This is a genomic window from Synechococcus sp. MEDNS5, from assembly GCF_014279875.1.
In the GTDB taxonomy this organism is placed as follows: Bacteria; Cyanobacteriota; Cyanobacteriia; order PCC-6307; family Cyanobiaceae; genus Synechococcus_C.
The window spans coordinates 2315000-2333812 of record NZ_CP047952.1; the positions used below are offsets into that span (position 1 = coordinate 2315000).

The following is an 18813-nucleotide window of genomic DNA, read 5'->3' on the forward strand; positions in this document are numbered from 1 at the left end:
CTTGAACAACAGCTGACTCACTTTAATGAGGTATTGCCAAAAGGCAGCTTGGCCATCCACTGCATTCAAACAACAATCAGAAGCGGGGTGCGGCCATACAAGAACTGAGTTAATTTTACAGGGATCGTTTTGACCTTGCTGCTACCGCTGTGCACTGGCTAAAGAACTTCAACACGGTGACTGCAGGCTCCTTAGCAATCCTGCTGACCAGCTGCACAAATTTCAAGGCGCCAACGACACTGTTCATCACTTTTGGTGCATCGCAGGAGCAGGAATTTTTTGAAAATGATACAGCAGATATCAAGACCTTCCTTAACGAATACACTGAAACATTTCGGCGCTCTAATCCAAACATAAACATTGCCTACATCACCTATAAATCAAACAATTTTATCAGCCAGATCAAACAAGACAGCGACCTTAATCTTGGGCCAGACCTTGTCATCACAGACCAATATTTAGCGACTACATTGCTAAAAAATGGCCTCACCACACCACTCCCAAACAAACAAAATTTTGATACATTTTACAATTCACGCATCCAGACGTTTGCGCAAATAAAAGGAGAATACACGTTTGCTCCATGGCTGGTTGATACACAAATTGCATGCTTTAACAAGTCAAAGATAGGGAACTCTCCGGGAACAATTGACGAGCTTGAAAAACTCAGTTCCAGTGGAAAAAAAATTGGACTTGCAAAGAATAGCTTTGAGATAGCCTGGTCAGCAGGTGCTCTAGGAGCCGTTTCTGAAATCAGCTCGGTTGGCAATCAGATCCCAACCAACCCAAACTATCCAGGTCTACGCAAATGGCTTCAATGGCTCCGACAAGCAGCCCTGTATAAGAACATCTCTTTCCATAAAGACAAGAGAGAACTGAGCACAAAGCTCAAAAAAAATGAGCTCGACTGGATAACATGCTCTGGCAGCCAACTTGAAGATCTCAAAAGAATAATGGGCAACAACCTTGGGATTGCCGCACTGCCCAATGGCACCATGTCAAAAGCATTTCCAAGGTACCTAATTTATGGTTTCGCATTGGGCAAAAACTCAAGTCGCACCCAACGAAAAACAGCAATTAAATACATCAAAACCTTGGTTAACGTCATCGCACAGAGAAAGATTCAGCTCGACGATTTAGGACTCCTAGCAGCCAATCAAAACGTATCCATTCCACCTGAAATCTCAAAAATTCAATCCGCCATCAATACATCCTATAACAAGCAATGGCAGTCTTACTCGAAAGAGGAACCTGGACTACAAAGCTACGGAGAACGATATGGAGATCAAAGCAAAACAATTGCAGATCTTATTGATGGCTCTCTCGACGTCGATGAAGCCTTGAAAATCCTCACCACACCACAAACAAACTGATCACCATGGAGGCACTACAGACAGAGATTGTGGGTTGGCTGGGCTACTTGGACAGGTGGAGCGTGAGCTGGCAGATCGCTTTTATCCTTGTTGTTGCGATTTCAGTTGCATTCACCCGCCGGACGACGACACTCTTCAACAACAATCAACCCCTTGCCAATCTTGTTGGCCCTCTAACCCTAGTGGGCACGGGACTGCTTCTTGGGATCGTGCCAATCCCATCTGGCATTGTTCTTCAGGTGGGGCTCTTCTGGGCACTCTTTAATACTGTCAGCTGGATTGAATCAAAACTAAAAATCAATAACCGCAAAAATCAACTTGCAGCGTTACTCAGTAAAATCGCGAAGCCCGCAATATTGGTCTGGGCGATTACTTATTTTATCGCAAGACTCAGCAGCCTGTCGGCCATAAGCATTGTTGGAATAGGCAATTTTTCAAACACCGAGTTCGCCATCGGCAACACCTTTTTACTTGTCATTGGATTGTACTTAATCTTAGTAACGAGTCAAACTTTTGCAGCACTTACAGCCTATGTGATTCAACTAATCCTCAAATATGACGACCGAACGCGCAAACTACTTCAACCTCTTTTCCAGTATTTGATCATTGCCTGTGGCCTGGTAGCGCTTGCATTATGGGCAAATTTTGACAGCAGCACTCTGCTCGTTATCTTCGGCTCATTAAGCATTGGCCTGGGACTCGGGCTACAACAACCAGTCTTGAACTTTGTTACTGGAATCTGGCTCTTACTTGAGGGTTCTATCAAACCTGGCGAAGTTCTCATGATCGACAATGAACCTTGTCTGGTGAAGAAACTTGGCTTAAGGGTAATCTACCTAAGTAGACAGCGTGATGACGCGGAACTGCTGATTCCCAATCAAATCCTTTTTCAAGCGAAAGCGGAATCATTCACCGCAGGAGAAAATAACAGACGAGAAACCATTGAAATTGGCGCCGCTTACCACCACGATCCCCAACTCATCATTGGCTTGCTGGAGGAGATTGCACAATCTCACGACCGGGTTCTCAAACAGCCGATGCCGAAAGCATTCACGATCGATTTTGCCGACTCATCAATCACCTACATACTCAAATTCTCTGTTCGCAATCCGCTTGATGCTTTGACAGTCAGCAGTGAACTGCGTCAGCAGATCTGGACTGCCTTCGAAGAGAATGACATCACCATTCCCTTTCCCCAGCGCCAGGTGTACCCCATGGAATGGCCTCCCAAGGACAAGAAAACGCTTGGCTGACAAAGGCCAGGTCGAGATCAGCTGAGGTCCGCCAAACGCTTGCGGGCCAAATCGGCCTGGGCCTGCTTCTCATCCAGGTTGGCCTGGCATTCCGCCACCACCTCTGGCGGGGCCTTGCCAGCGAAGTTGGGGTTGCCCAGCCGGCCTGCCAGTCCTTTGATCTCCTTCTCGGCCTTGGCGATGTCTTTTTCCAGGCGGCCCTTGAGCGCATCGAGATCCACAAGCCCTTCGATCGGCAACAGCACCTGCAGCTCACCGCTCACCCCCGCCAGGGCCTTGGCCACTGGAGCCGCATCAGCTTCCGCCGGCGTCATCACCGCAACCGACTCCGCCCGGGTCAACGCCGTGATGTCGGCCGTGCCCTTGGTGAGCACAGCCGCCAGCTCGCCGCGGCCGGTGACGAAGCGCACCGGCACCGATTGGGAGGGCTTGAGGCCCGCCACCGCCCGCAGGTTGCGCACCAAGCGGATAGCACCGATCAGCTCCGCGAAGGACGCTTCCAAGGCATCATCCAGAGCGCTCTCATCCCGAGCCGGCCAGGACTGCAGGGCCAGGAAACTGGTCGCCGGTTCGCCGGTGACGCTGTGCCAGAGCTCCTCGGTGAGGTGGGGCATCAGCGGATGCAGCATCAGGTGCATCTGGCTGATCACCTTGGCCAGCACCTGCTTGGCCACCCGTTGATCAGCCAGGGCCTCGGCTGAGGGGTTCTCACCGGGATTGAGCCGGCGCTTGCTCAGCTCCAGATACCAGTCGCAAACGTCGTTCCAGGCGAACTCGTAGAGGCCCTTAGCCGCTTCACCCAATGCATAACTTCCATAACGCTCCGCCGTCTCCCGGTTCACCCTGGCTAGACGCGAGAGGATCCAACGGTCCGCCAACTGCAGGGCCTCAGGGATGGGCTCACCGAGTTGGGCCGGCGTCTCGCCGCCCAGGTTCATCAGGGCGAAGCGGGTGGCATTCCAGAGCTTGTTGGCAAAGTTGCGCGAGGCCTCCACGGTGGCGGAGGTGTCCTTTTTGCGGTCGTAATCCAGGCGGATGTCCTGACCCGCACCAGCCACTTCACGCACCAGGGCAAAACGCAAAGCATCGGTGCCGTAACGGTCGATCAGCAGCAGTGGATCGATGCCGTTGCCGGCGCTCTTGCTCATCTTGCGGTTCTGCTCATCCCGCACCAGGCCGTGGATGTAGACGTCCTGGAAGGGCATCGCGCCGGTGAAAGCGCCGGCCATCATCGTCATCCGGGCCACCCAGAAAAAGATGATGTCGAAGCCCGTCACCAGGGTGCTGGTGGGGTACCAGCGCTGCAGATCAGCGCTGTCCGTATCGGGCCAACCCAGGGTGGAGAAGGGCCAGAGGCCACTGGAGAACCAGGTGTCGAGCACGTCTTCGTCCTGCTCGATCTGCGCCGCCGCGCCGTACTCCGCCTTGGCCTTCTCCAGGGCTTCGGCTTCGTTGCGGGCCACCACGTAAGGCGTGGTGTCGGTGTACTTGCCGCCGGTTTCGCTGATCACGAACCAGGCGGGGATGCGATGGCCCCACCAGAGCTGGCGGCTGATGCACCAGTCGCGGATGTCAGTGAGCCAGTCGCGATACACCTTCTCCCAGCGCTCGGGGATGAAGCGGGGATCCTGCTTCTCCAGCGCGTCGCGGCAACGGGCCGCCAGGGGCTCGGTTTTCACAAACCACTGGGTGGAGAGCAGAGGCTCCACCGGCACCTTGCCGCGATCGGAATAGGGAACGCTGTGGCGGTAGTCCTCCACTTTCACCAGCAACCCCAGCTCCTCCAAGCCGGCCACCACCGCCTTGCGGGCCTCGAAACGATCCAGCCCCTCGAACTGGCCCGCCTCCTTGTTCATCGTGCCGTTCTTGCGCATCACCGTGATCTGGGGCAGACCGTGGCGCTGGCCGATGGCGAAATCGTTGGGGTCGTGGGCCGGCGTCACCTTGACGCAGCCGGTGCCGAAGTCTTTTTCCACATGGTCGTCGGCCACGATCGGAATCTCCCGGCCCACGAACGGCAGCGTCAGGGTCTGTCCCACCAGGTGGGCATAGCGCTGGTCGGTGGGGTTCACCGCCACCGCCGTGTCGCCCAGCATCGTTTCGGGCCGGGTGGTGGCCACCTCCAGATGGCCTTCGCCGCTGCTGAGGGGATAGCGGAAATGCCAGAGATGACCATCCACCTCCTTCATCTCCACTTCCAGATCGCTCACCGCCGAACCGGAGGCAGGGCACCAGTTCACCAGGTATTCACCGCGGTAAATCAAACCCTGCTCGTGCAAGCGCACGAAGGCCTCTTTCACCGCCTCGCTCAGGCCCTCATCAAGGGTGAAGCGCTGACGTTTCCAATCAACGGAATACCCGAGCCGCCGCAGCTGGCCAACGATCCGCCCACCGCTCTCGGCCTTCCATTGCCAGGCCCGCTCCAGGAACGCGTCGCGGCCCTGATCGTGGCGGGTCTTTCCTTCCTCCTTGAGCTGCTTCTCAAGGATCGTCTGCACTGCAATCGAGGCGTGGTCGGTGCCGGGCAGGCAGAGCACGTTCTTTCCAGCCAGGCGCTGATAGCGCACGATCGTATCGATCAGGGCCGTGTTGAAGGCATGGCCCATGTGCAGGCTGCCGGTCACGTTCGGTGGCGGGATCACCACCGAGAACGGTTCACCAGGCGCATTGGGGTCGGGATGAAAGGCTCCCTGGCTCTCCCAGGCCTGTTGCCAGCGCGCTTCCGTACCAACCGGGTCGTAGGTCTTGGCCAGTTCGGGCACGGAAGCGGTGCGATGCGTGGGCCATGCTCGCAAAGCGACGCATCAGGCTCGGGAGAGACGCTCAAGAAAAGCCTGATAAGACCCGGCGTTGATCCAGCCCGTGGCAATGGTTTTGCTGGCGGTGGTGTTCACTCGCCCCCGGTGAATGTGAGACGGTCCAGCAGGGAAAATCACGAGCTTGCCCCGCTCGGCGGCTTCGTGATGGTGCTGCCAGTGGAACTCAGTGCCAGCCTCAGGCACGCTGTCGCAATAAAGGATCCAAGCGAGAACACGGTGCACCGGCTCGGTGGCCTCATTGCTGATCGTCCAGTCGCAATGCCACTGCCGGAAACCCTCTCCAGGGGCATAGCGCTGAAGATTGAAGATCGGGAGCACGAAAAGCTCCTGATCCGGACACACCTGACGAAAGAGGGGCCGTTCCTTGAGGTACTGCGCAAGGGCTGCCGTCACCCCGCGCACGATCACCTCGGCGAGGGCATAGGCATCGGGATCACTGCGATCAATGGCGACCAGGCTGATGTCGGTGGACACCTTGGCAGGCTCGTCGCCACCGCCTGGCCCGAAGGCCACGCCAGGCCGTTGCAAGTCTTTGCGGCGATCAAAGAACGCCATCACACCATCGGCGACGGCCTCGTAGCCGGCATTGCGGTAGGAGGCGATCAAGGAGACCTGTTCAATCACGGCAGGCCTCCCAGGGAATGGCCACCACCGCCTCCAGCTGCTGCCAACGCCCCTGGTCCTGCACCACTCTGGGGATCAGCGCCACTCTCTCAAGTGCCCGCTGGAGGCGATCGGGAGCCAGAACCGAGGGATTTCCTGGATCGAGGGAAAGAAGCAACACCTGTTGCTCAGCCGGATCCGCCAGAACCTGAAGTTCAAGATCAGGCAGCTCCCTTTCAAAAAACGTGCGCCGTAAGCGCGATGTGATTCGTTCACCCAGAGCAGCGGCGAAATGCTCCAGGCTTTCGCTGTCACCGGCAAGGCCGCAGTTCAGGGCCAGCCAAATCATCAGTTTGGCCCAGCTGTCCACCGTCCAGAGCGGCTGAAAACTCTCGCGGTTCTGTCGGATCAGCTCACCGAGGGCGAAATCAACAAGAGTGCCCTGGAGCTGTTCGGAATCCGGTAAACCCATCCTGATGCTCAGCTAAAGACATCCTGCTCCCCGGAGGTCAGACTGGTGCAGCGCGCTGAGCCTGACGATGACCCTGGATCTCAACGACCCCGAACTCGAATTCTCGGATCTGGTGTACGCCTATCAGAGCTGGGTGATGGCAGTGATCAACGACGAGAAACTGGACAGCGAGGACACCCTTCTCACAGACGAGATCACCGAAGATGCCCTGAATTCGATGCGCTTTCTTCCCGGTGAAGTGACCAGTGCCATCGAAACCTCTCTGGCAAGGGTCTACGACGTGGATGCCGACGAACTGGCAGGGCTGCTGTTCCCCGAGGACTGATCCGACCAGCGAGACTGACCCTGTGCTGACACTCCCGCACCATGGGTTGGACTACCGAAGACATACCTGATCAGCGAGGTCGGGTCGCCCTGGTCACCGGGGCGAACAGCGGCCTTGGGCTGGAAACCACGCGGGCACTGATCGGCCGTGGCTGCACCGTGCTGATGGCCTGCCGCAGCGCACGCAAGGGTGAAGCAGCCCGTGCCCAACTGCTGGGAGCAGGCACTGCCGGTCTGGATCTTCTCGAGCTGGATCTCTCGGATCTGAACAGCGTGGCGAGCTGCGCGAGGGATGTGGCGGACCGGTACGGACGGCTGGATCTTCTGATCAACAACGCCGGACTGATGGCGCCTCCACGCATGCTCAGCCGCCAAGGCTATGAACTGCAATTTGGTGTGAATCATCTGGGTCACTTCGCCTTAACTCAGGCGCTGCTGCCCTTGATGAACGACCGCCCGCATGCGCGGGTTGTCACCGTGACCTCCGGCGCCCAGTATTTCGGAGTGATGGCCTGGGACGACCTCCAGGGAGAGCAGCGCTACGACCGCTGGAAGGCCTATTCCCAAAGCAAGCTCGCCAATGTGATGTTTGCTTTGGAACTGAATCAGCGGCTGCAGGCCTCCGGAAGTGCGGTGCGATCCCTCGCAGCCCACCCCGGACTGGCACGCACCAATTTGCAACCGGTGTCGGTGGCCGCCACGGGAGCCTGGCAGGAAGCCCTGGCCTATCGGCTGATGGATCCTTTCTTCCAGAGCGCTGCCCAGGGAGCCCTGCCCCAGCTTTATGCCGCCACGGCAAGCGATGCCCAGGGCGGTGAGCACTACGGCCCAAGCCAGCTGGGCGGACTGCGCGGTTCTCCCAAACAACAGCCGGTGGCCCGTGCCGCCAAGGATCAAAGCCAGCGACAACGCCTCTGGACAGTGAGTGAATCACTGACTGAACACCACAGCGCTGCAGTGTGAGACCAACGACGATGGAACGGGGAAATGCTGGCCGTGATCGCCAGCTGAAACTGCTGGAGCAACTGCAACGCTCCGAACAGGAAATGACGGGCCAGCAGCTTCATCGCTGCCTCCAGGACAAACCTGGAGCGATGGGACTGGCCACGGTGTACCGGAACCTGCGCCAGCTGCAGCGCCAAGGGAAAGTGCGCTGTCGTCATCTGCCCACGGGTGAAGCTCTCTATGCACCAGTGGAGCGAGATCATCATCACCTCACCTGTGTGGACTGCGGCAAGACCGAACGTCTTGAGCACTGCCCGATCCACGGCCTGAACGTGGAGGCTCCGGAAGCGGAAGATTTCGATGTGATCTTCCACACCCTGGAATTTTTCGGGCTCTGCCACAGCTGCCGAGACAGTCGCTGAGAACCCAGTGACACGCTGAATTCAAGTGGGCGATACTGGGATCGAACCAGTGACAATCTCCTTGTAAGGGAGAAAATTTCACAGTCCTAGCAAGCGATTTTCAAGCTATGACTGGGCTCTTGGATATAGAGGGCGCCCTAGGAACCCCCCTGAAATGCCAATAGTGGTCCCGTTTTAGGGGGCGGGACCACTTACAAGGTGGGACCACTTTGCAATCGACCGACTGCCTACAAGGCAGTTGCTCCCTCTTTTGCATCCAATCGGTTCAGTACCTCGCTTCCATGAGCCGCTTGCTGTTCTCCGCCATGTAGGCCATGAGTAGGCTTAGGGATAGCAGCTGCAAAGCGATCTCTCTCGTAACAAAAGGTCCGTAGACCAACTTTTCCATTCCCTCAATTCATTACTGGCATCAACTTCGCCTAAGGAGTGGGTTGATTGCATCCACCAACTGGGTAGGCAATAAAAAACCCGCCATAGCTGACGGGACTGAATGTTCAGTCGGGAGATTGATAGCAAAACTAGTATTGAGTATTTATTAGCCAATCAAAGACTATTGAATATTCTTGTCTAAGCCTAAACATGTATGACTGAACTGCAACAATGCATACATCTTCTAGTCTTCCTCCAAATATATCGTCATCAAGGTGAAGAAGTTCGTTGTCAGAACTGAGCTGGTATTCGTCGGTACACCTTTCTCCCATATTTTCTTTGCACCATGCTGGACCCAAGGCTGATGTCTTGAATTCATGCTCCCATAACCGCTGCCTGACTTTTCTTATGACAATAAGCAGAGATTCCCACTCTTGACATTCCTCTGAGGTGTCAAATCTTCGACCGTCTTCACTGATGAAAATACTTTGCTCAATCATTTGACTATGGAGTAAAAGAAGTAAGTTTGTCGGGAGATTGATAGCGACACATAACGCCCCCTGCTTTTCCCTTGCGGGTTTTGTATAGCTTTCAGCCATAAGGCTTCAGGCTTCCCGACTTTTTTTCAATTACTGTTTCTGTAAAGCATTTCTGCAGTCCAAGAACCAATTTCAGAGTTTGGCATATGGTTTGACTCATTATGAAATGCGCTCGCCCATCCCTTAATGCCAGGGATATTGTTAATCAGTTTTCTTGCATTATGTTTGCCTCACGCAATTGGATAGCCTGCCTTCTCAGTTTTTTCCGATGTGGTCGTATACCCATTTGTCACATAAACTGTTGAATCACCGTCATTGGCAAGTAGCTGTTTATTATTTTTTAGGTCAACCCAGACGCTTGCATCAGCAGGAACAGGAATTAAAAATGAACCACCAATAACAGCAGCGATAGCGACAAAAGCAGAAAGTTTCATTTAATTCAGGTGTTGTGTGAGGGTCGCCCCCCGATGTATTCACCATCGCACTTTTGCATCGTTACACCCTCCCCCAACTGGGGGATTTATTTTCCCGATTTCAGCCGCCTCTATCCCCCAGTTGAGTTAATGCTGCAAGACGTGGCATTGCTTGCGACACAGGTGCTGCAGAGGTTGCGTTGATGGCAAGGCGCAGGCATAAGCGCGACCCCAAGACGCAGGAATTAACGACGGGGCAATGGGAAGGCGTACGGAAGCAATGGCAGCTTGATGCCAAGCGACCTGACACGCCTGCTGCACGGAGACGCTGCAGGCAGCTCATTGAGCTTGGACCTGCATATGTGAGCTGGGATGAGCTGACAGGAAGGCAATAAAAAACCCCGCTTATGGCGGGGTAGGGCCAGCTCCTCAATCTGAATTAATTACGACGTCAAAGCCTCTTCTGTAGCTATTAGCTCTTCATCACTCAGTGCAGGAAGAACCTCAACTTCGATCCCTAAGTTTTTGGTCCATGGAGCTGTGAACTTGTAGACATGAGCCATACTCTCGGCCTCGACCAGCTGTATTCCTCCTTGAAGTGGGAAATGGATTCGCTCAAGTATTTTGAAACCCTCAAACTGATCCATCGGGGATCCACTTTTCAGGTAACCGAGGACAGCATCTTGTACAGCCTTGACATAAGAGGCGTCAGTACTAGAAGGCACTGTCCAGTTCACTGCAAATCTCATTGTCAATTAAAATAATATATTATTTGAGCATGGGGACGGAGAATTGTTCTGTAGTATTGGACACGTAAGAGTTCCGCCTCCGAAAGGACTAGAGGCTCACACCCAGCTGCCAAACCATCAGCCTGTCCCTCTCCTCTTCAACCAATAAGGGCACCATCCAATCCGACTCGACCTCACCAGCTACATCCCTTCCAAGCTCTTCAATGCCAAGGGCAAGCCAAGACTTGTAGCCATCAGCGTCGTTAGCCCTAAGCGCCATTAACAGCTCTTGCAGCAGAGCCAGCGTCATCTGGGTGTCGAGGGTCATTGGTTAAGGGCAACTGCCTAAAGCATCCCCCCTTCAGAAAGTCTCAGTCACGTAAGGCTGCAATGTCTCTAGCTGACACCCTTATTTTAGCGATCTCGTTTTATCTAATTTCAGCTCACAAGTGCCAGGTATTGAAGGCTGGAGAATTAATTACGATCAGAAGGTTCCTGAGGAAATGAGACGCAAATTGATAGGGCATTATTTTTATTAATCAATAACGCCTGCAAACACCTTCGGCTGTCTCTGAAAACTTTGGGAATACCTTGCTCTGATTTCTCGCGTAATAAAATTTCCCGCTCTTTCTGAGTATCGTCACCTCTACTTTTGTGTGCAGTATCTGCTGATAAAATTCAACTGCTACCCAACGTCCGGATGCATCCCGGTCAAAGATGGCTGCACCCCAAGGATCCATCTCTTGAGAGTAAGGCTGATTAATCCTTACATTTCCGTTTGGCTCATCGACTTCGACCTTCAACGCAACGGTGATCTCCTCTGATACGGGTTGAAAACCTTCCTCGTCAGTCATTGTGATGGTGCCTGCCGCTTTGCATTTGAAGTGCTCAAGCCCGGCCTCCCCCGCATTTGCAGTTAATAGAGGATTCGTAAGAGCTATTGCCAGCAGAGAGGCGGCAGACGTAATCGCGGAACGTAGCATTGGGATAGCGTCAGTCCGCACATGATGGCGAGCTTTGCTTGACTGCGCTCTTCGCAGTAATCGATCTCATCAATTGGCAATAAAAAACCCCGCTCGTGGCGGGGCTGAATGTTTTATCGGGAGATTGATGGCGACTCATTTGCCACCACCTTGATGTGATACCGGGCTATCTCTAATGGCAGAATAAACTCCTCTACTCAATATCAATATCCGCCAATTCTCAGAACCATCTCAAGAGCACTCAAGCCAAAGATGAAGGTGCCGCCAAGCAGCGCAAGTTCTTTTTTGGATGAAGCCATGGGAAGGAGGGCAGAGCCCATGATGAGGGATGCAAAGAATATTAAGGGATTCTGTAATTCCAAATAAGTGTCTCTCGGCACAGAAGCCAGACTCTCACTGGATGTAACGGAGACTTCATGTACTTGAGTTCAAGTACCTACAGATATCGATACAATCTTTAGAAAACTTTATTTCTCTGGTGAGAGTAAATTCAGGAGTGTAATCGAGCGATACACCACACGTAAGTTCTGAACTCCTGGGTGTTCCTGTTGGCATCGACAGGCTGGATAGGAACAGAGCAATGCGGGTGTCGCGGGTCATGGGCCAGACGTCACTGCCTTGAGTATTCCCCGCTGTTGCGCTGGTGATGCAGTGGCAACGCAAGACAGGCGTTTTGGCCTGTTGTATGCCATGTCTCGTTACCGCCCAAAGCCAGACGAACACTCGGAGAAACCAGGTAATTAGCAGCGAACTTCTCGTTTCGCGTGTTCGGTCCCTTGGCGGTTTTCACCGTCACGGCCAGGTCTGTTGGCTGGCGATGGTTGTTTTGTCTTCAATTCAGCCTCAAATGTCTACCGAAGTTCGTAACTGGGCCATCGTCGCCAAGGCAATGGAAGCAGCTGGTGCCACATCAAGTCAGATGTATGTCCGCGCCAAAGCATTGGCACAAGGCAAGCTCGACCCCATGCCCACCAGCGCCCCTGAAGCTCCATACAGCATTTCTGCAGCCTGAGTCATCACCGACTGATCAGCAGCCTTGCCATATCAGCGGGGCTGTAACTCCTTTACTTATCTCTAATGACCAATCATCACTTGTCAGTTGAGCAAAGGTTTCATTTGGAAGCAGCCTTCAGAGAGATCGATGGCTGCGAGGACATTGAAAAGCTCCGTACTCTTACGAAGCAGATCATTACTGCTCAGGAGAATGAAAAGGCATTTGCTCGCGAAGCGATGCAGCAGATCCGCAAGGAGATGGAAGCATCCGCCCAGCAGCGGTTCGGATTCAACTGGGGCCAGAAGTAAAAGCTTGGATTCGCTAGATCAAGTCAGTGAGTTTCGCCAGCTTCCTTGGTGGTCCATGTAAAAAAACTGCCATTGCTGACGGGGCTAAGTATTCATTAGTGCCAGGTATCGGAAGCCGTTTGGGACTTTCTGTGGGTTGGTTGAGGAAATAAAAAACCCCTGTGGCAACAGGGGTTTGATGGGATAATTAGGGTCTGCTGCCCCCATCATGTTGGGCTGCTACCATCAAGGTAAAAACGGTTTTCGTTTTTTACAGTAACGGCAGTACATTCACAGTAACGGAAGGGTTTTCGGCAGTAGGTCCCCGTAGTTTATCTTTATCGGCAGTAGTTTCGTAGGGTCTGCTGGCATCGTAGTTTCGGGATGGCCGTAGCCACCAGCCACGCCTTCCAGCTCTTCTTCCGAAATTTCAGATTGAGCTCTCTCGAGGTCATCAGCTGAGATGGCAAAACCCGCAGCCTTTGCAATGGCGACAACGGCATCGACATCGCCAGCGGCTTTGAGTTTCTCTTGCAGTGAGGAGTCTGCCTTGACGGCTTCCAAGAAAGCCTTGAGTTGTTCTTCTGACATAGGAGAGGACTAGGACTCCATGCCCTCTCTAGCAAAATTATTAGAGGCTTACCCCTAGGTGCCAGCCCACCAGCCTGTCCGCTTCGTCTGTCGTGAGGATTGGGTTCAACCCGTCGAGCATCAGTTCAATCACTGCTGGCTCACCAAGCTCATGAACGACTTCAGCTAGCCAGCCTTTGAAGCCATCAGGGTCGTTGGCACGTAGCGACAGGAGCAGCTCCTGCAGCAGAGCCAGCGTCATCTGAGTGTCGAGGGTCATTGGATGGGTGCAACTGCTGAAAGCATTCCCCGCTGCAATAAAAAACCCCACTCGTGGCGGGGCTGCAATGTCCCTAGCTGACACTCTTATTTTAGCGATCTCTTTTTAGCTAATTTCTGCTCAATCGTGCCAGGTATCGGATAGATAATTAGACGGTAAAGGAGATCTTGCTGAAGCTGTCTGAGCAAACCTTAAGCGTGACTCGATAAAGGATTTATTGTCTTATTTGGGTGGTGCAAAATCGACACGGCTGCTGTTAGAGCAAGAGCTAACTTCATCTTTGTTCCCCGGTAATGAATTGTATATAAAGGACACAAAGTTTTCGGGGCAGATCAAGTTTTTATCCCATTTTTGATCAAATTCTTGAGTGGGATTTTTGGCATTTATTTCCTGCAAGCTGTACCCAATTTGCTTTAGTTTTTCAACTTCTTTGGTGACTGTTATCAGCATCTGGCGGTACTGAATCAAGCCCTCCCGTTTTGGGCCTTCAATGCTCCCATCTGTTCTTTTTTTAAGATTACCGTGGCCTGGAATGATTAATGTATTATCTCCCGCAATTTCAATCATTAATGTAACCGCTTTGATTAGCCCCCGAATTGATCCACTTCTCAGGTCAATCAAAGGATAGCCTTCGGTCATATAAGTATCGCCCGTGAAGAGAATATTGAGCTTGGGTATCCAAATAGCTAAATCACCATTTGTATGGCCTGATGGAAGATGTATCAGGTGCACGACAATGTCATCAACAAATAAGCTCATTTCGTCCGTGAAGGTAATGTTAGGTAGGCCCGACGGATCAAAGTCTTCGAGTGATGCCATCTCCTTTCTGGCGTTGTCGTGGGCGATGATCTCGGCCCCGGCATCGCGGAAAAGCGAATTTCCCAGGATGTGATCATGGTGAGCATGGGTATTGATCAGATAAAATATTTTTTTGGTATCCAGGATCTCATTGCGAATATTCCGATTAGCATGTGGCGGACAGCCACTATCAATCGCAATAGTATGCACGACTGAATTGAATTCTTTTGAGCCTTCCTCTGCGTTTTTAGGATTTATTTTCTCAATAAAAGTAATGTTTCCCGCATGAAATTCATTCGAGTTTCTTACAGTTAGCCTCCATGACCCAATGGTAGTCGTAAAAGTATTGTCCCACTGACGATCATCGTCTCTGAGGTGATCGCACAATCCAATGCTTGGTTTGTTTGGCTGATCTCTAGGCTTGATGCCATAAGCGAAGCCGTCATGCGCTTTCAGGGGGAATGGCGTGATGGCTATAACAGAAGCAAAGAGTCCAATGGAAAGACGACGGAGCATGAGACTGGCGTCAGTCCGCGTATGATGCCGAGCTTTGATTGATTGCGCTGGTCGTTGCAATCAATCTCATGAATTGCCTAGAAAAATCGCACCGAAACTAACTTTGTATCAACTGATACGCCACTTATCTTCCCTGTTATCATTATAGAAATATCTTTTGTATTTTTCAGATGCGTCTCGACCCACAGGTGGAACTCGCTCCATCCAATATGGTTCCGCTCGAAGCGTTTACGACGGACGATCACACCGAAAGCGAATATGTTTATTACCAATCAGAAGATGAAAAAACAATATGTGGCATCTGGAAGTGTGCACCATGCCTTGAAGAGGAGGCTTAGCCTGTAGAAGAACTGATGACAGTCATTTCTGGCGTTGTCAACGTCACGTACAAAAGTAATGGAATCACAGAGACCTATCGAGCAAGGGACAGTTTCTACCTTCCCAAGGGTGAAGATGTGATCTGGGAAATAACTCAAACATTGAACAAGTTTTTCATGCGTGGCTGAGCAAAATCATCGATACAACCGAACAATCTAGTCTCATCAAACCATGACCAAAGTTGACATCACCATTGTTGGGGCAGGCCTCTCTGGGCTAATCGCTGCCACCAGTTCAGCCAGCAGGAACAGTGTGATGCGGGTGTCTTGAAGCATTGGTCAGAAGTGACTGCCTGAAGTGTTCCCCGCTCTGCTCAGCCAGCGTCTGGCTCCCAGCCCACTTCCTTCTGCCAGGCAGGAGCCCAGAGCTAGAACTAGTAAGCAATGGATGACTCTGAGCGATGTCCTCTAGGAACTACAGAGCTGGGAAATGGTTGCCTGATCAGCCTGGACACGACTGGGGCGCAAAGCCACCCACGGTCAAAGGGGTCTCATCCAAGCCCAGCAATGAAATGACGATTTCACTAGATGAGCTGGAAGAGAAAAACAATTCTGAGTTCGATGTTCCAAATCAAGGGACCGCACCAAGCTTCTAGCTCGCCTCAGGAGCACAGCCCATTTCCTTCTGCCAGGTGGGTGCCCAGAGCTTGCACCGCTTCTTTGGGTGCTGCCCCTGTTGGAGCTGCTTCTGCCTGAGATTGCAGCCGACCATCGTGTGGCAATACGGGTGTCTTGAGGCATCGGTCAGACGTGACTGCCTTGAGTGTTCCCCGCTGTCACTCGTCAGACGTCAACGGCACCCAGTAATCACATTCATCCGTCCCTGTCCTGCGGACTCGATCAATCGTCTTGGCGTTCAACCGATTCCACACATTCACCCGGTCAGTCAGCTCCACCGTCTTCAACCTCGTCGTCAGATAGCTATCGGAATGGGTGCGCTCGCTATGGCCCATAGCGTCGCTGATCGCGCTGGTGGGCTTGCCTGCTGCATGGCACCGGACGCTGTAGCTGTTGCGGAAGCTGTAGGCCCGCAACGTCTTGCCCTTGGCTGCAAACTCAGCCTTCCATTGCTTCCACAACGGCATTCGTGACAGGTATTGGTCGACCGCCCGTCCACCTTCCTTCAGTGGTGGCAGGGGCAGCAGACCAGCCTCCCAGGCCGCTGTCAGATCACCGCTGGTGGGCATTCCATCGGCATCTTTCAACGGCGCTGCAAACAGGAATCGTGGCTCTGTCGTCAGCTTCTCTGAGCGCCCACCACATGCCTTGCGGTAGGTGCACTTCAGCTGGTTGCGCTTGGTCGCATCGTTGAACTCGACCGTCAGATGGCACAACTCGATTGGTCGCAACCCATAAGTGGCCATGATCCGCAACGCGTTTTTCCACTCAGGGGATTGCGCGGCATCAATGAGCTTCAGACACTCCACATCGGTCAAAGGTGCAACGGGCTGTGGGTCAGATGCACGGCCACTGCCGCCCAGCTTTGCCTTCTGTCTGCTGGGAATTTCCCAGTCAGCACTCAACCCGCAGTGATCCATCCCGAAGGCCAGGAACCGGCAGATGGCACCTACTGCTGACTTACGGGCCGCTGGCTTATCAACCCACCCCCGCAGTTCCAACGCAGCGTCAATCAGGGCATATGGAGTTGCTGGTGGGCGCTTCTGAGTCAATAGCTCCACTGCAGCCCCGACGTACCGCTGCTCTTCCCTCAGGGTGCGCAGGTTGATCTTGGTGCCGTGTTTGCAGCGGTCGGCATAAAACCGATTGGCGATGGTCTGCCAGTCGATGCCGGTGATCAATGACGGGACACCTGGAGCAGGTTCGGCGTCGTCGTCTTCAGGGTGAAGTTCCAGCCACGCATCACCAACTGACTTGGGTGGATCGGACTGTGTGGCCGCATAAAGCGCAGCCACCTCGTCGGTGACGGGACCGATGCAACCCACTTCCCATGGGATAGGCAGCGTCTTGCTCCATGACGCGACGGCACCACCGGCACCAGACCTGACGCGCAGTTTCACCTTGCCTCGGTGCTCACTGACGGACCACCCGCGGGGGACGCCTGCGTTCTTGATGGATTCCTTGAGAACGGGACGAAAATCGAGTGCCATGACAATCTCTCTGTTGGGACCACTTCGGTGATCATGCCATGAAAAGTGGTCCCGTAGTGGTCCCGCCAACAAAAAACCCGCCGAGTGGCGGGTGGTGTTTGGCTGAGAAGCCTTGGTATGAATGATGGGCGATACTGGGATCGAACCAGTGACAATCTCCTTGTAAGGGAGGTGCTCTACCGCTGAGCTAATCGCCCGGAGTTGAGATTCTGCCTGATCGCGGCAGGCTGGGTCACGGATGAATCACTGCGATGGCCTCCGGCCGGGATCATGACCGCGCCACGCTGATCGGCTGTGTCCCCGCGGGCCTGCTTTCGGGGTTCTGGTTGGGCTGGGGTCTGGGCGCACTCACCGCCGCGGCCTTCGCCTGGGGAGGGCTCTGGCTCTCTCCTGATCTCGACACCCGCTCACGAGCTCTGAAACGGTGGGGTGCGCTGGGTTGGATCTGGCGCCCCTACCGGACGCTGATCCCGCACCGATCACTGTTCTCCCATGGCCCGTTGATCGGCACAGGGCTGCGGCTGGCCTGGATGCTGATCGTTGGGGTGCTGGGTTGGATCGCTCTGACAGCCCTCCCTGGCTGGTCCGGTCCCGCACCCAGCGAGGCACTTCCTGTGGTTCTTCACTGGCTGCGCAAGCATCCGCGCCCCGTGCTGGCCGTTCTGCTGGGGCTGGAGACGAGTGTCTGGCTGCATCTGATCCTCGACGGTGATCCCCTGCCCGCTGAATGGCCCCGACACTGGCCGCACGGACGGCACCGGTGAGAGGGTGGCGCAGGACGCCGACAGACTTCATGGCCGAGCACGCCACGGTTCCTGGTGATCAGGACCCCCTGCGCCACCTGGAAAGCGTGGTGGCACGCCTGCGGGATCCGGTGAGCGGTTGCCCCTGGGACCTGGAGCAGACCCATGCCTCCCTAGTCCCCTATGTGCTGGAGGAAGCCCATGAGGTAGCGGATGCCATCCGCCATGGCGACGACCGGCATCTGACAGAGGAACTGGGCGATCTTCTGCTGCAGGTGGTGCTGCACGCCCGGATCGGTGAAGAACACGGCCGCTTTGATCTCGATGCCATCGCCACGGCCATCAGCAACAAGCTGATCCGCCGCCATCCCCACGTGTTCGGTGAGGCCAGAGCGGAAAGCAGTGAGGCCGTGCGCTTGAGCTGGGAGGCCATCAAGGCCGCAGAACGGGCGGAACAAATGGGAGGAGAGCAATCCTCCAGCCCGCTGAGCGATCAACTGGCCGGCAAGGTGCGAGGGCAACCGGCCCTGGCCGCTGCCATGACCATCTCTCGCAAGGCCGCCAAGGCCGGTTTCGAGTGGGATGACCTCACGGGCGTGTGGGACAAGGTTCACGAGGAGCTCGACGAGCTCAAGGACGCCATTGCCTCGGGGGATCGCCGCCATGCCCAGGATGAGCTCGGCGATGTGCTGTTCACCCTGGTGAATGTGGCCCGCTGGTGCGGCCTTGATCCCGAGGAAGGACTCGCCGCAACCAATCACCGCTTCCTGGATCGGTTCTCCCGGGTTGAGAGCGCCCTGAAAGGAGACCTGCAAGGACGGAGCATCCAGGAGCTTGAGGAGTTGTGGCAGCAAGCGAAGGCTGCGATCCGCGCTGAAAGCGCCCAGTCGTCTTGAT

Annotated in this window: 22 protein-coding genes and 1 tRNA gene; 10 read left to right on the forward strand and 13 right to left on the reverse strand. The window is 54.3% G+C overall.

The genetic code is table 11. The features are described from left to right. Window positions 1-176: 176 nt before the first annotated feature. Window positions 177-1373 (forward strand): ABC transporter substrate-binding protein, encoded by a 1197-nt coding sequence (locus tag SynMEDNS5_RS12430; RefSeq protein ID WP_186583646.1) that lies wholly within the window; start codon window positions 177-179, stop codon window positions 1371-1373. A 5-nt stretch (window positions 1374-1378) separates the two neighbouring features. After that, entirely contained in the window at window positions 1379-2626 is a 1248-nt protein-coding gene (locus tag SynMEDNS5_RS12435; protein ID WP_186583647.1) for a mechanosensitive ion channel family protein, read from the forward strand. Window positions 2627-2643: 17 nt separating this feature from the next. Here the strand turns inward: SynMEDNS5_RS12435 and SynMEDNS5_RS12440 are convergent, their stop codons facing one another. The 3 genes from SynMEDNS5_RS12440 to SynMEDNS5_RS12450 form a co-directional block, all read right to left on the reverse strand. After that, window positions 2644-5388 (reverse strand): valine--tRNA ligase, encoded by a 2745-nt coding sequence (locus SynMEDNS5_RS12440; RefSeq protein ID WP_186583648.1) that lies wholly within the window; start codon window positions 5386-5388, stop codon window positions 2644-2646. A gap of 42 nt (window positions 5389-5430) precedes the next feature. Then, window positions 5431-6000, reverse strand: a complete 570-nt coding sequence (locus tag SynMEDNS5_RS12445) for a 2OG-Fe(II) oxygenase (RefSeq protein WP_186586011.1) — start codon at window positions 5998-6000, stop codon at window positions 5431-5433. Window positions 6001-6061: 61 nt separating this feature from the next. Beyond that, on the reverse strand, window positions 6062-6520 hold the full coding sequence (locus SynMEDNS5_RS12450; RefSeq protein ID WP_186583649.1) for a protein phosphatase: 459 nt from the start codon (window positions 6518-6520) through the stop codon (window positions 6062-6064). Window positions 6521-6587: 67 nt separating this feature from the next. Here SynMEDNS5_RS12450 and SynMEDNS5_RS12455 point away from each other — a divergent pair, with 67 nt between their 5' ends. Genes SynMEDNS5_RS12455 through SynMEDNS5_RS12465 form a run of 3 tightly spaced genes read left to right on the forward strand, consistent with a single transcriptional unit; the run spans window position 6588 to window position 8211 of the window. Continuing rightward, entirely contained in the window at window positions 6588-6845 is a 258-nt protein-coding gene (locus tag SynMEDNS5_RS12455; RefSeq protein ID WP_186583650.1) for a hypothetical protein, read from the forward strand. 41 nt (window positions 6846-6886) lie between these two features. Beyond that, window positions 6887-7807, forward strand: coding sequence for an oxidoreductase (locus SynMEDNS5_RS12460; RefSeq protein WP_186583651.1), 921 nt, complete (start codon window positions 6887-6889; stop codon window positions 7805-7807). Between the two features lie 11 nt (window positions 7808-7818). Then, window positions 7819-8211, forward strand: coding sequence for a transcriptional repressor (locus SynMEDNS5_RS12465; RefSeq protein ID WP_186583652.1), 393 nt, complete (start codon window positions 7819-7821; stop codon window positions 8209-8211). Between the two features lie 518 nt (window positions 8212-8729). Here SynMEDNS5_RS12465 and SynMEDNS5_RS12470 read toward each other — a convergent pair. The 5 genes from SynMEDNS5_RS12470 to SynMEDNS5_RS12490 all read right to left on the reverse strand — a co-directional run bounded on the left by SynMEDNS5_RS12470 (window position 8730) and on the right by SynMEDNS5_RS12490 (window position 11243). Further along, a complete protein-coding gene (locus SynMEDNS5_RS12470) occupies window positions 8730-9179 on the reverse strand; it encodes a hypothetical protein (RefSeq protein ID WP_186583653.1) in 450 nt (149 codons plus the stop codon). A gap of 170 nt (window positions 9180-9349) precedes the next feature. Next, entirely contained in the window at window positions 9350-9553 is a 204-nt protein-coding gene (locus SynMEDNS5_RS12475) for a hypothetical protein (RefSeq protein WP_186583654.1), read from the reverse strand. 422 nt (window positions 9554-9975) lie between these two features. Then, window positions 9976-10281, reverse strand: coding sequence for a DUF3303 domain-containing protein (locus tag SynMEDNS5_RS13260; RefSeq protein ID WP_370593545.1), 306 nt, complete (start codon window positions 10279-10281; stop codon window positions 9976-9978). Between the two features lie 88 nt (window positions 10282-10369). Continuing rightward, on the reverse strand, window positions 10370-10588 hold the full coding sequence (locus SynMEDNS5_RS12485) for a hypothetical protein (protein ID WP_186583656.1): 219 nt from the start codon (window positions 10586-10588) through the stop codon (window positions 10370-10372). 211 nt (window positions 10589-10799) lie between these two features. Continuing rightward, on the reverse strand, window positions 10800-11243 hold the full coding sequence (locus SynMEDNS5_RS12490) for a hypothetical protein (RefSeq protein WP_186583657.1): 444 nt from the start codon (window positions 11241-11243) through the stop codon (window positions 10800-10802). Between the two features lie 847 nt (window positions 11244-12090). On the opposite strand from SynMEDNS5_RS12490, the gene SynMEDNS5_RS12495 reads away from it, so the two are divergent. Continuing rightward, window positions 12091-12255, forward strand: coding sequence for a hypothetical protein (locus SynMEDNS5_RS12495; RefSeq protein WP_006851016.1), 165 nt, complete (start codon window positions 12091-12093; stop codon window positions 12253-12255). 65 nt (window positions 12256-12320) lie between these two features. Beyond that, window positions 12321-12545, forward strand: a complete 225-nt coding sequence (locus SynMEDNS5_RS12500) for a hypothetical protein (RefSeq protein WP_186583658.1) — start codon at window positions 12321-12323, stop codon at window positions 12543-12545. Window positions 12546-12815: 270 nt separating this feature from the next. Here SynMEDNS5_RS12500 and SynMEDNS5_RS12505 read toward each other — a convergent pair whose 3' ends face one another. From SynMEDNS5_RS12505 to SynMEDNS5_RS12515, 3 genes are all read right to left on the reverse strand, one after another. Next, window positions 12816-13115, reverse strand: coding sequence for a Nif11-like leader peptide family natural product precursor (locus tag SynMEDNS5_RS12505; protein WP_186583659.1), 300 nt, complete (start codon window positions 13113-13115; stop codon window positions 12816-12818). 40 nt (window positions 13116-13155) lie between these two features. After that, entirely contained in the window at window positions 13156-13374 is a 219-nt protein-coding gene (locus tag SynMEDNS5_RS12510) for a hypothetical protein (RefSeq protein WP_186583660.1), read from the reverse strand. Window positions 13375-13596: 222 nt separating this feature from the next. Further along, a complete protein-coding gene (locus SynMEDNS5_RS12515; protein ID WP_186583661.1) occupies window positions 13597-14688 on the reverse strand; it encodes an MBL fold metallo-hydrolase in 1092 nt (363 codons plus the stop codon). A gap of 353 nt (window positions 14689-15041) precedes the next feature. On the opposite strand from SynMEDNS5_RS12515, the gene SynMEDNS5_RS13265 reads away from it, so the two are divergent. Then, a complete protein-coding gene (locus SynMEDNS5_RS13265) occupies window positions 15042-15194 on the forward strand; it encodes a cupin domain-containing protein (protein ID WP_186583662.1) in 153 nt (50 codons plus the stop codon). Between the two features lie 647 nt (window positions 15195-15841). Here SynMEDNS5_RS13265 and SynMEDNS5_RS12525 read toward each other — a convergent pair. Both SynMEDNS5_RS12525 and SynMEDNS5_RS12530 read right to left on the reverse strand, forming a co-directional pair. Then, window positions 15842-17173, reverse strand: a complete 1332-nt coding sequence (locus SynMEDNS5_RS12525) for a hypothetical protein (RefSeq protein WP_186583663.1) — start codon at window positions 17171-17173, stop codon at window positions 15842-15844. Window positions 17174-17298: 125 nt separating this feature from the next. Continuing rightward, window positions 17299-17370, reverse strand: a tRNA-Val gene (locus SynMEDNS5_RS12530). Window positions 17371-17424: 54 nt separating this feature from the next. On the opposite strand from SynMEDNS5_RS12530, the gene SynMEDNS5_RS12535 reads away from it, so the two are divergent. After that, window positions 17425-17937, forward strand: a complete 513-nt coding sequence (locus SynMEDNS5_RS12535; protein WP_186583664.1) for a metal-binding protein — start codon at window positions 17425-17427, stop codon at window positions 17935-17937. A 29-nt stretch (window positions 17938-17966) separates the two neighbouring features. Further along, entirely contained in the window at window positions 17967-18812 is an 846-nt protein-coding gene (mazG, locus tag SynMEDNS5_RS12540) for a nucleoside triphosphate pyrophosphohydrolase (protein ID WP_186586012.1), read from the forward strand. The last annotated feature ends 1 nt before the right edge of the window (window position 18813 follow it).